The sequence below is a fragment of the Streptomyces sp. NPDC001985 genome, assembly GCF_040296845.1.
GTDB lineage: Bacteria > Actinomycetota > Actinomycetes > Streptomycetales > Streptomycetaceae > Streptomyces.
Genome location: NZ_JBEOYB010000062.1, coordinates 36,202 through 50,661, shown reverse-complemented (window position 1 = coordinate 50,661; position 14,460 = coordinate 36,202). Strand labels below are relative to the sequence as shown.

8 protein-coding genes are annotated in these 14,460 nt (G+C 68.9%); 1 reads left to right on the top strand and 7 read right to left on the bottom strand.

Going from position 1 to position 14,460, the window contains the following annotated elements; genetic code table 11:
• Window positions 1–172 precede the first annotated feature (172 nt).
• The 5 genes from ABT122_RS25260 to ngcE form a co-directional block, all read right to left on the bottom strand.
• Window positions 173–1,291: a substrate-binding domain-containing protein gene (locus ABT122_RS25260; RefSeq protein WP_351556545.1), complete on the bottom strand. Its 1,119-nt coding sequence runs from the start codon at window positions 1,289–1,291 to the stop codon at window positions 173–175.
• A gap of 134 nt (window positions 1,292–1,425) precedes the next feature.
• Window positions 1,426–2,625, bottom strand: a complete 1,200-nt coding sequence (locus tag ABT122_RS25255) for an ROK family transcriptional regulator (RefSeq protein ID WP_351556543.1) — start codon at window positions 2,623–2,625, stop codon at window positions 1,426–1,428.
• Between the two features lie 224 nt (window positions 2,626–2,849).
• A complete protein-coding gene (locus ABT122_RS25250) occupies window positions 2,850–3,779 on the bottom strand; it encodes a carbohydrate ABC transporter permease (RefSeq protein ID WP_351556541.1) in 930 nt (309 codons plus the stop codon).
• Window positions 3,780–3,790: 11 nt separating this feature from the next.
• Window positions 3,791–4,714, bottom strand: a complete 924-nt coding sequence (locus ABT122_RS25245) for a carbohydrate ABC transporter permease (RefSeq protein WP_351556539.1) — start codon at window positions 4,712–4,714, stop codon at window positions 3,791–3,793.
• A 49-nt stretch (window positions 4,715–4,763) separates the two neighbouring features.
• The gene (gene ngcE, locus ABT122_RS25240) at window positions 4,764–6,212 is read right to left on the bottom strand and encodes an N-acetylglucosamine/diacetylchitobiose ABC transporter substrate-binding protein (protein ID WP_351556537.1); all 1,449 of its coding nucleotides are present in this window, start codon (window positions 6,210–6,212) and stop codon (window positions 4,764–4,766) included.
• A 507-nt stretch (window positions 6,213–6,719) separates the two neighbouring features.
• On the opposite strand from ngcE, the gene ABT122_RS25235 reads away from it, so the two are divergent.
• Entirely contained in the window at window positions 6,720–10,586 is a 3,867-nt protein-coding gene (locus tag ABT122_RS25235) for a GH92 family glycosyl hydrolase (RefSeq protein ID WP_351556534.1), read from the top strand.
• Window positions 10,587–10,669: 83 nt separating this feature from the next.
• On the opposite strand, the gene acnA is transcribed toward ABT122_RS25235, so the two are convergent.
• Window positions 10,670–13,384: an aconitate hydratase AcnA gene (gene acnA, locus ABT122_RS25230; protein ID WP_351556531.1), complete on the bottom strand. Its 2,715-nt coding sequence runs from the start codon at window positions 13,382–13,384 to the stop codon at window positions 10,670–10,672.
• Between the two features lie 252 nt (window positions 13,385–13,636).
• Window positions 13,637–14,416 (bottom strand): SDR family NAD(P)-dependent oxidoreductase, encoded by a 780-nt coding sequence (locus ABT122_RS25225; protein ID WP_351556528.1) that lies wholly within the window; start codon window positions 14,414–14,416, stop codon window positions 13,637–13,639.
• Window positions 14,417–14,460 lie beyond the last annotated feature (44 nt).

Below are 14,460 nucleotides of genomic sequence, written 5' to 3'. Positions count from 1 at the left end.
TCTTTCCCTACCCGACGCGCTTCCGTTCTGCCGTGGCGCGGCGTACGAGCCCGGTCGGGTCGGGGTGCCCCGCCGGGGGTCGGCGGGGCACGGGGACGGGGGCGTACGCGCGTACGGAACCGGAGGGAGGGGAGGCGCGCGGGACACGGGCCCGCGCGCCGGCGCGGTCCGGCTAGGGGGTCAGACCGAGCTTCTCGCAGTCGGCCCGGTACTTGTCGGCACAGATTTCCTGGACGGTGTAGACCCCGTCCTTGACGACCGTGTCCCGGATGTTCTCCCGGGTGAGGGGCACCACCGGCACGAGCACCGCGGGCACGTTCTTCGCCGTCCCGCTGTCCACCGTGTCCCCGGCCAGCTCGCCGGGCTTCTCGCCCCGGGCGAGCGCGACGGCCATCTCGGCGGCGGCGTCCGCCTCGCCCGCGTAGGGCTTGTAGACGCTGGAGTGCTGCTCACCGGAGACGATGCGCTGCACGGCGGCGAGTTCGGCGTCCTGGCCGGTGACGGGGGGCAGGGGGTCGAGCCCGGCGGCCTTGAGGGCGGTGATGATGCCGCCGGCCATCCCGTCGTTGGCGGAGTAGACCCCGATGATCTCGTTCTTGCCGAGGGCGGAGATCGCCGCCTCCATGTTGGCGTTGGCGTTCTCCGGCTTCCACTCCTTGGTGTCGTATTCCTTGCCGATGTTCACCTTGCCGTGGAGTACGGAGTGCGCGCCCTTCTTGTAGTCGGCGGCGTTGGGGTCGGTGACCGAGCCGTTCATCATCACGATCTGCCCGTCCCGGGCCTTCTTCCCCAGCGCGGTGAGCAGCGCCTTGCCCTGGACCCGGCCGACCTCCTCGTTGTCGAAGGAGGTGTAGGCGTCGATGGGTCCCTCGGCGAGCCGGTCGAAGGCGACGACCGGGATGCCGGCGCCCTTGGCCTTGGTCACGGCGCCCGCGATGGCCCGGGCGTCCACCGCGTCCAGGATGATCACATCGACCTTGTTGGTGATCATCGTGTCGACCTGCTGGGTCTGGAGCGCCGCGTCCTGTTTGGCGTTGACGTAGACGACCTCGCCCTTCCCGTCCGTCAGCTCGCTGATCTTCTTCTCTATGAGGGGTCTGTCGAACTTCTCATAGCGCGCGGTCTGGTTCTCCGGGAGCAGCAGACCGACCGTGAGCCGGTCGCCCTTGGCGGCGGTGTCCGTCTCCTTCGCCTTGTCTCCGGACTCCTTGGCACTGCCGCAGGCGGCGAGTAAGCCGGCCGTGACGGTGGCGGCGGTGGCAACGGCTGCACGACGCAGATGTGCGTTCATCCGTGGAACCTCCTGACGGGGCCGCGTCATCGCGGCCGAGGTGGCAGGCAGTCAACTCGGCGCCGGAGCCGGGGTCAAGGAGTAAATCCTTAACGAGATGACAACGGTGCCATGTGTTCTTTAAGTGAAGATGCTTACGTGAAGACGGCACCGCCGCCCGGTGGCATGCCGTCGAACAGGCCGGTGTCGCCCATCTCGCTGAGCACCAGGGCGACCGCGCCCAGCACCTCGGCCCGGGGGCCCAGGGAGCCGGCGGCCACGGTCAGCTGCCGGGCGGCGCTGGGGATGGCGTAGCGCGAGACGGCGTCCCGGATGGGTCCGAGCACCAGCTCACCCGCCTCGGCGAGGTCGCCGCCGAGCAGCACCCGGCTGGGGTTGAGCAGATTGCACAGGGCGGCCACCCCGCTGCCGATGTGCCGGCCCGCGTCGGCGATCACCCGGCGGCAGCCGAGGTCTCCCCCGTGGGCCAGACCCACCACCCGTTCCATCGTCAGCCCGGGACCGTGGGCGGGGCTCAGCAGCGGCAGCAGATAGCGGGCGGCGGCGAAGGTCTCCAGACAGCCCCGGTTGCCGCAGCGGCAGACCGGGCCCGACTCGTCCAGGGTGAGATGCCCGATCTCGCCGGCCGTGCCGCCGGGCCCCCGGAAGATCCGGCCGCCGATGACCAGACCGGCGCCGACACCGCCCGCGACCTTGAGATAGGCGAGGTTGCGCACACCCCGGCCGCCGCCCCAGACCAGTTCGCCCAGGGCCCCGAGGTTGGCATCGTTGTCCACCCGGACGGGGACGCCGAGCCGTTCGGCCATCTCCTTGCTGGGGTTGGTGCCGATCCACCCCGGCAGCATCGAGGTGGAGCCGAGGGTGCCGGACTCCGCGTCGATCGGGCCCGGGACGCCGAGGCCGACGCCGATCACCTTGTCCCGGCCGATCCCGGAGGCCGAGATCAGCCGGCCCACCAGCTCCTCGGCCCGGTCGAAGCCGTCCTGCGCCGAGGCGTCCACATCGAGCGGCTCGGACTCCTCGGCCAGCACCCGGTGGGCCAGGTCGGCGACGGCCACCCGCAGATGCGTGTGGCCGAAGTCGACCCCGATCACCGCGCCCGCGTCCCCGCTCAGCGAGATGCTGCGGGCGCGGCGGCCCCCGGCGGAGGTCGGGGTGACCTCGACGGTCCCGCTCTCCTTCAGCTCGCGGACGATATTGGAGACGGTGGCCGCCGACAGGCCGGTGGTGCGCGCGATCTCGGCCTGGGTCAGCGAGCCGGCCAGCCGGACGGCCCGCACGACCCGTCCGAGATTGGCCCGGTGCAGCGAGGTCTGCGATCCCGGAGTCTCCATCAGCCCATCCACTCCTGCCCGGGAGGGCGGCACGACGGCCGTCCTCCGATCGGGGACCCCGATGAGGAATCCCCGCCCTTTCTCCAACTTGTGAAGCACAAGGTCCCTGCCGATGGGTTCGTCCGTCAAGACCTCGATCGGGCGGCGGACGGAGCGCGGCCCCCGGTGGAAGGGTTCCACCGGGGGCCGCCGGGCATGCCGGACCGTACGGACCGTGCGGGGCGCTACTTGATCGCGCCCGCCGTCAGACCCGCCTGCACCTGGCGCTGGAAGATCGCGTAGACGATCAGCACCGGGAGCATGGCGATCATCATGCCGGCCATGAGCGCTCCCCAGTCGTTCTCATAGCCCTGCTGGAGCGCGATCATCGCGAGCCCCTGGGTGAGGACGTACTTCTCCTCCTGCTGGTTGAGGACCATCGGCAGCAGATACTGGTTCCACTGCCCCAGGAAGTTGAAGATGCCGATGCTGATCAGGCCGGGCTTGGCCATCGGCAGCATCACCTGGAAGAACGTCCGGGTGTGCGAGGCCCCGTCGATCATCGCCGCTTCCGCCACCGAGCTGGGCAGGGTGCGGAAGAACGACGTCATGAAGAAGACGGTGAAGGGCAGCGAATAGGCGATGTAGACCAGGATCAGTCCGTGGTACGTCGCCAGCAGCGAGCTGCCCGGGAAGTCCCTCAGCACGAAGAAGAGGGGAATCACCAGCATGAAGACGGGGAAGGACATGCCCGCCACGAACAGGTAGTAGATAAACCTGTTCCCCGGGAAGGTGAAGCGCGCCAGGACATAGGCGGCCATGGAACCCAGCACCATGGTGCCGACGACCGAGCCGCCCACCACAATGGCGGTGTTGACGAAGTACTGGCCCATGTTCGCGTCGTTCCACGCGTTGGACCAGTTCTCCCAGTGGAGGGTGGTGGGCAGTCCCCAGGGGTCGGTCAGAATGCCATTGCTGTCCTTGAAGGCGCTCCAGAGCACCCACAGCAGCGGAACACCGACCATGAGCGCCCAGACGACGAGTATGCCGTGGGAGAAGACATTGAGCACCCCGCCCTCCTTGCGGGGGGTCTTCCTCCCCGCCGCCGGGCCGGTCGTTCCGGTGGCCCCGGCGGGTGTTTCCCGCTTGGCCACATCGATCTCTTCGGTCGTCATCCGCCGTACCCCTAGAACTCGATCCGCTCACGCCGCGCGAAGCGCATGGTGAGCAGTGCGAACGTCATCGTGACAATGAGCATCGCGATTCCCATCGCGGAGGCGTAGCCGAATTGGCTGTCCCGGAAGGCCGTCAGATACAGCCGCAGCGGCATGACGTCGGTCGCGCCATCGGGTCCGCCCATGTTCACCGACATGATCTGGACCAGGGCGAAGGCGTCCAGGGCGATGATGCCCATGTACACCCAGCCGGTCTGCACCGCGTCCCACAGCAGCGGGAGGGTGATCCTGAAGAAGGTGTGGAAGCGGTTGGCACCGTCCAGCAGTGCCGCTTCGTAGATCTCCCGGGGGATGGAGGCCATCGCCGCCGAGAACAGCACCACATAGAAGCCGACATGGCCCCAGACCATGACCGCGCTGATGCACCAGAGGGCGATGCTCTTCTCGCCGAGCCAGGAGTTCTGGAGGCTGTCGAGACCGACCGCCCCGAGCAGCGAGTTGAGCATGCCGTCGTTGGGGTCGGGGTTGTAGATGTTGAACCAGATGACCGCGACGATGGTGATGGAGATGACCTGCGGGAAGAAGAAGACGAACTTGTAGAACTTCGACCCGGTCACACCCGTGACCACTTCGTTCTTCTTGCGCTTGCCGCCCACATTGAGCATGAAGGCGAAGAACAGGCCCATGCCGAGGGTGACCACCGGGACGAGCGCCAGCATGTAGACGTTGTGGCGCAGCGCGTTCCAGAAGTCGTCGCTCTCCCAGAGCCGCTGGAAGTTCTCCATGCCGACGAACTTGGCGGTGCCGACCAGACCGGACCAGTCGGTCATGGATATCTGGAAGGCCTGGACGAACGGCGACAGTACGAAGATGCCGTAGATGATCAAAGGTAGGGCCAGGAAGCCCACGATGAATCGGTATTTGCCGTGTTGCATGTGCTTCCCGGCCCTTCCCCTCTTCCTTCGGACTGATGCCGTGTCAGATTCAGCTGCTGCGCTTGAACTTGGTGACGGAACTGTCCTTGGCCACCTTGTCGGCCTCCGCCTGGGTCTTCTTGATCCACTCGGATGCCTTGAGGTCACCGGTGAGCAGCTGGCCGGTCAGGCCGCCGATCTTCTCGTCGGTGAGCGCCGGGTACCACTCCTGGAGCTGGAGGCTGATGAGGTTGTCACCGGCCGCCTTGACCGCCGCGCTCGCGGAGGCGAGGCCCGGGGAGAGCGTCATGCCCTCGGTGGCGCCCACCACACAGGTCAGCGACTTCACCTTGGTGGCGAAGTTCTGCGCGTGCTTCTTCGACAGCATGATGCGGAGCAGCTCCATGCCTCCGACCGGGTTCTTGCCCTTGGCCGAGACGATGTACGGCTCGCTGGGCTCACCGCGCAGGGTGCCCTGCGGCAGCTTGTCGCCGGTGCCGTCGAGGAGGGCGCCCACCGCCATCCCGAAGTCCTTCGGGGTGGTCGGCGCGGCCTCGTTCTCCACCCAGGAGCCATTGGGGATGAAGACGGCGTTGTTCTTGGTCCAGGCGGTCTGGGACTGGATGTGGGTCAGACCCTGGCTGCCCTCCAGGAAGTACTTCTTGGCGGCCAGCTCCTCGTAGTGCTCGATGACCTGCTTGACGGCGTCGTTGCCCGTCCAGGCGTTGGGCTCCAGGTTGTCGATCGCGGTCCAGGCCTGCATGCCGCCGATCTTGGCGATCTGGGCGAAGAGGTTGAAGTGGACGTAGTACGGGTGCTTGCCCGCGTACGTCCAGGGCGCGATCTTCTCCTTCTTGATCTCCCCGCAGAGCTCGACCATCTCGTCGAGGGTCTTGGGGTAGGTCCAGCCCTTCTCGTCCAGCAGCTTCTGGGAGTACCAGGTGCCGTAGATGGTGAAGGCGTAGTAGAGCACGTCGAACTTGTCGCCGTGCCGGCCCTTCTCCAGAGTGCTGGGGTGGATGATGTCGCGGACCTTCTTGGCCGGGTCGTCCAGCGACGCCGCGTCCAGCAGCACGCCCAGGTCCTGGAGCTGCCCCTGGCTGGAGAGCTTGTTCATGTCCAGGTGGTTGGCGCCGGAGTTGTCGATGACGTCCGGCGGGTTGCCGCCCGCGAACCGGGGGGTGAGCTTGGGGCCGACCTCCTGCGTACCGGTGTGCTTGACGTCGGCCTTGTAGGTGGTCTTGTAGTCGGCCTCGGCGTCCTTGGCGTACTGGTCGCCCAGGCCGCCCTTGAAGATGAACGCCTCCAGCGCGGCACCGTTCTTCACCCCGAGCGGGTTCTTAGCCGACGTCTCACCCTTGGGGGCCTCGGTCTTCTTCCCGTCGCCGCCGTCGCCGCCGGTGGCGCAGGCGGAGAGAAAGCCCATGGTGGGAACGGCGATCAGGCCGAGCGCCGCGGAGCGCTTGATCAGATTGCGCCGGCCGAGACCCTCATTGTTGTGCGCGGAGGTCGATCCCATGCTCAAGTCCTCGCCTTCATCAGGACTCAGGCGGTGAACAAGTCGCCCGTGTGTATCGCCTCAGGCGAAGGGCCCCGCCACCGCAGTCAGTTGCTGTGTTTCCCAGGGGGAAATTCAGTGAAGCTTGGGTTGTACACGGTCTACAGTGAGAACAGATCGCGGGCAGCAGTGAATGGACGCACGCCTGCCCGTCTCCCCCGTTCCCCCCGGCCCGCAGAGTGTGTGCAACAGCCCTGGCGGGTGCCGACAGGTATAGTCCACTTCACATCAACGGAGCAAGATCGAAAGCATGGTTGAGCGGGAGTCTTTCCCTAGTTGAGACCTCCCGGATATATGAGCACTGTGCGTACGCATTCGACCACATCGCCCGGTCCGGAACGGAAGCTTCCGGCCGCTTCGCGCTGCCCAAACCCTTGACACCGTCGGGCACTTGGCTCCCTACTGGAACCCGCGCACCGTATTGACAACGTTGTCCGGACGCATCTTCCGCTGGAGGAAAGGCCCGTGATGGCCAGAGCCAGACATCGGCAGAGTCCAAGAAGAGCACCTCGCGGCCGAACTCGCCCCGCCCTCCTGGCGGTCGGCATCGCGCTGACCCTGCTGACGGGTGGTCCCGCCACCGCCGCGCAACCCGCGCCGGCGGCCGGAAAGGACGCCGCGGCAGCGAAATTCAGCTCCTCCTTCGAAACGGATGAACCACCACTCGACTGGCGCAATACCGTTGACATCGGACCAGACGGTCAGAAAAAGGCTTCCGGTGTCGATGGCGGCTTCTCCAGCGGTATACCGGGCAATATCACCGACACGGTCCGGGAGTTGCGCGCGAGCGGTGAGAACACCGAGGCGGGCGAGGTCAAAGAGAACCTGATAGATCTTCAGCCGAACACCAAATGGCTGGAATTCGCGCCAACCTCGTGGATAGAGTTCGACACCGGCACCCCGGTCAAGGTCGCCTCCTACGCTCTGACCTCGGCCAATGACGCCCAGACGCGCGACCCCAGGGACTGGACCCTCAAGGGCTCCCCCGACGGCAGCCGGTGGACGGTCCTCGACGTCCAGCGGGACCGGGGTTTCGAGCGGCGCTTCCAGACCCTGACCCAGGACATCGGCGATCCGGCCGGGATCACCGCCTACGCCCACTACCGGCTGGAGATCACCCGCAACAGCGGCGCCGGACTGACCCAGCTCGCCGATGTGCAGTTCTCCGACGGCTCCGCCACCGCGCCCGCGCCGGGCGACATGCGCACCCATGTCGACCAGGGCCCGCCCGGCTCCCCCACCGCCAAGGCCCGCGCGGGCTTCACCGGTCTGCGGGCGCTGCGCTACGCCGGCAGCCACCGGCCGGCCGGCCGGGCCCACTCGTACAACAGGGTCTTCGACGTCCACCTGCCCGTGCGGCGCGACACCGAGCTGTCGTACCGGATCTTCCCCGCGCTGCCGGAGGGGCCGGAGACCGACCTCACCTATCCGGCCACCCATGCCTCGGTGGACCTGGTCTTCACGGACGGCACCTCCCTGAGCGGGCTGCGGGCCACCGACGCGCACGGCGGGGCGCTGACCCCGCAGGGCCAGGGGGACGCCAAGCGGCTCTACGTCAACCAGTGGAACCAGGTGACCTCGGCCATCGGCACGGTTGCGGCCGGCCGGACCGTGGACCGGATTCTCCTCGCGTACGACTCCGCGAAGGGCCCTTCGGTCTTCCAGGGCTGGATCGACGACCTCGCGCTGCGGCCCGCGGCTCCCGAGCCCCGGCACGACAGCTGGGCCGAGTACGCCTCGACCACCCGGGGCACCCACTCCAGCGGGCAGTTCTCCCGGGGCAACACCTTCCCGGCGACGGCCGTGCCGCACGGGTTCAACTTCTGGACCCCGGTGACCAACTCGGCGTCCAGAAGCTGGATCTACGAGTACGCCCGGGGCAACAACGCGGACAATCTGCCCGCCCTCCAGGCTCTCGCGGCGAGCCATCAGCCCAGCCCCTGGATGGGCGACCGGCAGACCTTCCAGATCATGCCGTCGGCGGCGGCCGGCACCCCGCCGACCGGCCGGGCCGGCCGCGCGCTGCCGTTCCGCCACGAGAACGAGAGGGCACGGCCGCACCACTACGGCGTCACCTTCGAGAACGGTCTGCGGGCCGAGGTCACCCCCACCGACCACGCGGCGATGATGCGGTTCACCTACCCCGGCGACGACGCCTCCCTCGTCCTCGACAATGTCACCGGGGACGGCGGCCTCACCCTCGACCCGGCGGCCGGCTCCTTCACCGGCTACTCCGATGTGCGCAGCGGACTGTCCACCGGGGCCACCCGGCTCTTCGTGTACGGAGTGGTGGACGCGCCCGTCACCGGCTCGGGCGCGGACGGCGTCACCGGCCATCTGCGGCTGGACGCGGGCCGGGACCGCACGGTCACCCTGCGGATCGCCACCTCGCTCATCGGGACCGAGCAGGCGCGGAAGAACCTCGCGGACGAGATCCCGCCGGGCACCTCCTTCGAGCGGGTGCGGGAGCGGGCCCGGAGCGCCTGGGACCGTCTGCTGGGCCGGGTGGAGGTCGAGGGGGCCACCCACGACCAGCTGGTGACGCTCTACTCCGGTCTCTACCGGCTCTATCTCTATCCGAACTCCGGCCATGAGAACACCGGCACCCGCGCCCGCCCGAAGTACCGGTACGCGAGCCCGTTCTCCCCGGCCGCCGGCCCCGACACCCCCGACCGCACCGGCGCGAGACTCGTCGACGGCAGGGTGTATGTGAACAACGGCTTCTGGGACACCTACCGGACCACCTGGCCCGCGTACTCCCTCCTCACCCCGGAGAAGGCCGGTGACCTGGTGGACGGCTTCGTCCAGCACTACCGGGACGGCGGCTGGATCTCGCGCTGGTCCTCCCCCGGCTACGCCGATCTGATGACCGGCACCAGCTCCGATGTGGCCTTCGCCGACGCCCATGTGAAGGGCGTCGACTTCGACGCCGAGGCGGCGTACGAGGCCGCGCTGAAGAACGCGACCGTGGTGCCGCCCTCCTCCGGTGTCGGCCGCAAGGGCATGGCCACCTCGCCCTTCACCGGCTATGCCTCCACCCGGACCCACGAGGGCCTGTCCTGGTCGCTGGAGGGCCATATCAACGACTACGGCCTGGCGCGGATGGCCGCCTCGCTCCACCGGCGGACCGGGGAGGAGCGCTACCGCGAGGAGTCGGAGTACTTCCTCGACCGGGCCCGCGACTATGTCGCGCTCTTCGACCCGGGGGCCGGCTTCTTCCAGGGCCGGGACGAGCGGGGCGGATGGCGGGTCCCGAGCGAGCGGTACGACCCCCGGGTGTGGGGCTACGACTACACCGAGACCAACGGCTGGGGCTATGCCTTCACCGCCCCCCAGGACAGCCGGGGCCTGGCCAATCTGTACGGCGGCCGGGCGAAGCTGGGCGAGAAGCTGGACACCTACTTCGCCACCCCCGAGACGGCCTCCCCCGGCTTCGCGGGCTCCTACGGCTCGGTCATCCACGAGATGACGGAGGCGAGGGATGTGCGGATGGGGATGTACGGGCACTCCAACCAGGTCGCCCACCACGTCCCGTACATGTACAACGCGGCCGGGCGGCCCTGGCGGACCCAGGAGAAGGTGCGGGAGGTGCTCTCCCGGCTCTACACCGGCAGCGAGATCGGCCAGGGCTACCACGGCGACGAGGACAACGGGGAGCAGTCGGCCTGGTGGCTGTTCTCCGCGCTCGGCTTCTATCCGCTGGTCATGGGCAGCGGGGAGTACACGGTGGGTTCGCCGCTCTTCACCAGGGCGACGGTACGGATGGACAACGGCCGGACGCTGGTGGTGAAGGCGCCCCGCAACAGCGCCCGGAACATCTACGTCCAGGGGCTGCGGGTCGACGGCCGGGCGTGGGACTCGACCGCGCTGCCGCACGGGCTCCTCGCGCGCGGCGGGACCCTGGAGTTCGCGATGGGCCCGGAGCCGTCCGCGTGGGGGACGGGACAGGACGCGGCCCCGGTCTCCATCACCCGGGACGACCGGGTGCCCCGGCCGCGCCGGGACGCCCTCACGGGCGGGGGCCCGCTCTTCGACGACACCTCGGCCACCGCCGGAAAGACGGCGGGGGCGGTGGAGCTGGCGGTGGCCGGGCCGAGCAGGGCCGTGCAGTACACGCTGACATCGGCGGACCGGGCGCGGGCCCCGTCGGGCTGGGTGCTCCAGGGCTCGCGCGACGGCGAGCGGTGGCGGGAGCTGGACCGGCGGTCCGGGGAGGAGTTCGCCTGGGACCGGCAGACCCGGGTGTTCTCGGTCGCCCGCCCCGGCACGTACACCGCCTACCGGCTGGTGCCCCGGGGCCCGGCGACGCTGGCGGAGATCGAACTGCTCGCCTGAGCCGCCGTGGGGACGGCAGGCCGTGAGGGCCGTACCCCCGCTCGCGCGGGGGTACGGCCCTCACCGGTGTCCTTCAGCGGGTGTCAGCCGCGGATCAGGTTCCGCAGGACGTACTGCATGATGCCGCCGTTGCGGTAGTAGTCGGCCTCGCCGGGGGTGTCGATGCGGACGATCGCGTCGAACTCCACCCCGGTGTCGGTGGTGACCTTGACCGTGCGCGGGGTGGTGCCCTCGTTCAGCTCGGTGACACCGGAGATCGCGAAGGTCTCCTCACCGGTCAGGCCGAGCGCCTCGGCGGAGGCGCCCTCCGGGAACTGGAGCGGGAGGACGCCCATGCCGATGAGGTTCGAGCGGTGGATGCGCTCGTAGGACTCGGCGACGACGGCCTTCACGCCCAGCAGCGCGGTGCCCTTGGCGGCCCAGTCGCGGGACGAGCCGGAGCCGTACTCCTTGCCCGCGAGGATCACCAGCGGGACGCCCTGCTCGATGTAGTTGCGCGAGGCGTCGTAGATGAACGACACCGGCGCGTCGGGCTGGGTGAAGTCGCGGGTGAAGCCGCCCTCGGTGCCCGGCGCGATCTGGTTCCGCAGCCGGATGTTGGCGAAGGTGCCGCGGATCATGACCTCGTGGTTGCCGCGGCGCGAGCCGTAGGAGTTGAAGTCGCGGCGCTCGACGCCGTGCTCCGTGAGGTACTTGCCGGCCGGGGTGTCGGCCTTGATCGCGCCGGCCGGGGAGATGTGGTCGGTGGTGACCGAGTCGCCCAGCTTGGCCAGCACCCGGGCGCCGGAGAAGTCGGTGACCGGGGTGGTCTCCATCTGCATGCCCTCGAAGTAGGGGGGCTTGCGGACGTAGGTGGACTCGGTGTCCCACTCGAAGGTGTTGCCGGTGGGGATCGACAGCGCCTGCCACTGGGCGTCACCCGCGAAGACGTCCTGGTAGGACTTGTTGAACATGTCCTCGCCGATGGAGTTGGCGACGACGTCGTTCACCTCGGCCTCGGTGGGCCAGATGTCCTGGAGGAAGACGGGCTTGCCCTCCTGGTCGATGCCGAGGGCGTCGCGGGTGATGTCCACCTTCATGGAGCCCGCGAGGGCGTAGGCGACGACCAGCGGCGGGGAGGCCAGGTAGTTCATCTTGACGTCGGGGTTGATCCGGCCCTCGAAGTTGCGGTTGCCGGAGAGGACCGAGGTCACGGCGAGGTCGTTGTCGTTGACCGCCTTGGAGACCTCCTCCGGCAGCGGGCCGGAGTTGCCGATGCAGGTGGTGCAGCCGTAGCCGACGAGGTTGAAGCCGACCTTGTCCAGGTAGGGGGTGAGCCCCGCCTTGTCGAAGTAGTCGGTGACGACCTTGGAGCCGGGGGCCAGGGTGGTCTTGACCCACGGCTTGCGGGTCAGGCCCTTCTCGACCGCCTTCTTGGCCACCAGCGCGGCGGCGACCATGACGTACGGGTTCGAGGTGTTGGTGCAGGAGGTGATCGCGGCGACGGTGACGGCGCCGTGGTCGATCTCGTAGGTGGAGCCGTCGGGGGCGGTGACGGTGGTCGGACGCGTCGGCACACCGTTGGCCGAGGCCGGGGCGTCGGAGGCCGGGAAGGACTCCTTGCCCGCCTCCTCGTCGTCGTCCACGTAGTTCCGCACGTCGACGGCGAACTGCTCGGCGGCGTTCGCGAGGACGATCCGGTCCTGCGGGCGCTTCGGTCCGGCGATGGAGGGGACGACCGTGGAGAGGTCCAGCTCCAGCTTCTCGGAGAAGTCGGGCTCGGCGGCCGGGTCGAGCCAGAGGCCCTGCTCCTTGGCGTACGCCTCGACCAGCGCGACCTGCTGCTCGTCGCGGCCGGTGAGCCGCAGGTACTTCAGGGTCTCGCCGTCGATCGGGAAGATCGCGGCGGTGGAGCCGAACTCCGGCGACATGTTGCCGATGGTGGCGCGGTTGGCGAGCGAGGTGGCGGCGACGCCCTCGCCGTAGAACTCCACGAACTTGCCGACGACGCCGTGCTTGCGCAGCATCTCGGTGATGGTGAGCACCAGGTCGGTGGCGGTGGTGCCGGGGGTCAGCTCACCGGTCAGCTTGAAGCCGACGACGCGCGGGATGAGCATGGAGACCGGCTGGCCGAGCATCGCTGCCTCGGCCTCGATGCCGCCGACGCCCCAGCCGAGCACACCGAGGCCGTTGACCATGGTGGTGTGCGAGTCGGTGCCGACGAGGGTGTCGGGGTACGCCTGACCGCCCCGGACCATGACCGTACGGGCCAGGTGCTCGATGTTCACCTGGTGGACGATGCCGGTGCCGGGCGGGACGACCTTGAACTCGTCGAAGGCGGTCTGGCCCCAGCGCAGGAACTGGTAGCGCTCGCGGTTGCGGCCGTACTCCAGCTCGACGTTCTGCGCGAACGCGGCGTTGGTGCCGAACTTGTCGGCGATGACGGAGTGGTCGATGACCAGCTCGGCCGGGGCGAGCGGGTTGATCTTCGCCGGGTCGCCGCCCAGCTCCTTCACGGCCTCACGCATGGTGGCGAGGTCCACGACGCACGGGACACCGGTGAAGTCCTGCATGATCACACGGGCCGGTGTGAACTGGATCTCCTGGCTGGGCTGCGCCTGCGAGTCCCAGCCGCCGAGGGCCCGGATGTGGTCGGCGGTGATGTTCGCGCCGTCCTCGGTGCGGAGCAGGTTCTCCAGCAGCACCTTCAGGCTGTACGGGAGGCGTGCGGAGCCCTCGACCTTGTCCAGCTTGAAGATCTCGTACGACTCGTCACCCACGCGCAGCGTGCTGCGGGCGTCGAAGCTGTTCGCCGACACGACAGTCTCCTTCATCAATGTGCACGTACTACGTCCATGCTGCCGCCACGGCTCCACGCTCATCCGCTAAGGTAGGGCTTAGTTAGGTAACCCTTACCGAGTGGCGGCTGCGGCACGTCTTCGGCAGATATCTCGATGTCGAGATAACTCTAGTACATCGGTGCGTCCCGGTCATGCCCGGGCGCCCGATGTTCCCGTACGGACAATCCCTGCGTTTCTCGGCCGGAATCGGACATACGGTCGAGCAAGGGCTCAGTGAACCGAGAACCCGCCATCGACACAGAGGGACTGTCCGGTCACATAGGCGGAGGCCCCGCTCGCCAGAAAGACGGCCGCGCCCGCGAAGTCCTCGGCCAGGCCGTTGCGCCCCACCATGGTGCGGGCGGCGAGCGCCGCGACCCTCTCCGGGTCGGAGGAGAGCCGGGTGTTGAGCGGGGTCATCACAAAGCCCGGCACCAGGGTGTTGCAGGTGACGCCGTACGGCGACCAGGCCTCGGCCTGTGAACGGGCCAGCGACTCCAGCGCCCCCTTGGAGACTCCATAGGCACCGCTGCGGACGAACGCCCGGTGCGCCTGCTGCGAGGTGATGTGGATGATCCGGCCGAAACCCCGCTCGGCCATGCCGGGTCCGAAGCGCTGCCCCAGCAGATGGGGTGCCTCCAGGTTCACCGCCATGGTGGTGTCCCACACATCCTCGCCCAGCTCCCCCAGGGGCGGGCGCAGATTGACCCCGGCGCAGTTGACGAGGATGTCGGGCTCCCCGAAGACCCCGGCCGCCGCGTCGGCCCCGGCGCGCACCCCGGCGCGGCTCCCCAGATCGGCGCTCACCCAGGCGGCCCGGCAGCCGTCCGCCACCAGCTCCCCCGCCGCCGCCGCGAGCTCCGCCTCCCGGCGGGCCACGATCACCACACCGGCGCCGGCCCGGGCCAGGGCACCGGCGATGGCCCGCCCGATCCCGGAGCTGCCGCCGGTCACCACGGCGACACGCCCGTCGAGCGAGAACAGCCGGGAGAGATAGTTCCGCGAGGTCATCCCCGCACCCTAAGAGTCCGCGCGCGCCGCCCCGGCCCCGGGGG

Coding starts and splice junctions, on each gene's coding strand:
- ABT122_RS25260 (WP_351556545.1), bottom strand. CDS start 1,291: ATGAACGCACATCTGCGTCGTGCAGCCGTTGCCACCGCCGCCACCGTC.
- ABT122_RS25255 (WP_351556543.1), bottom strand. CDS start 2,625: ATGGAGACTCCGGGATCGCAGACCTCGCTGCACCGGGCCAATCTCGGA.
- ABT122_RS25250 (WP_351556541.1), bottom strand. CDS start 3,779: ATGACGACCGAAGAGATCGATGTGGCCAAGCGGGAAACACCCGCCGGG.
- ABT122_RS25245 (WP_351556539.1), bottom strand. CDS start 4,714: ATGCAACACGGCAAATACCGATTCATCGTGGGCTTCCTGGCCCTACCT.
- ngcE (WP_351556537.1), bottom strand. CDS start 6,212: ATGGGATCGACCTCCGCGCACAACAATGAGGGTCTCGGCCGGCGCAAT.
- ABT122_RS25235 (WP_351556534.1), top strand. CDS start 6,720: ATGGCCAGAGCCAGACATCGGCAGAGTCCAAGAAGAGCACCTCGCGGC.
- ABT122_RS25225 (WP_351556528.1), bottom strand. CDS start 14,416: ATGACCTCGCGGAACTATCTCTCCCGGCTGTTCTCGCTCGACGGGCGT.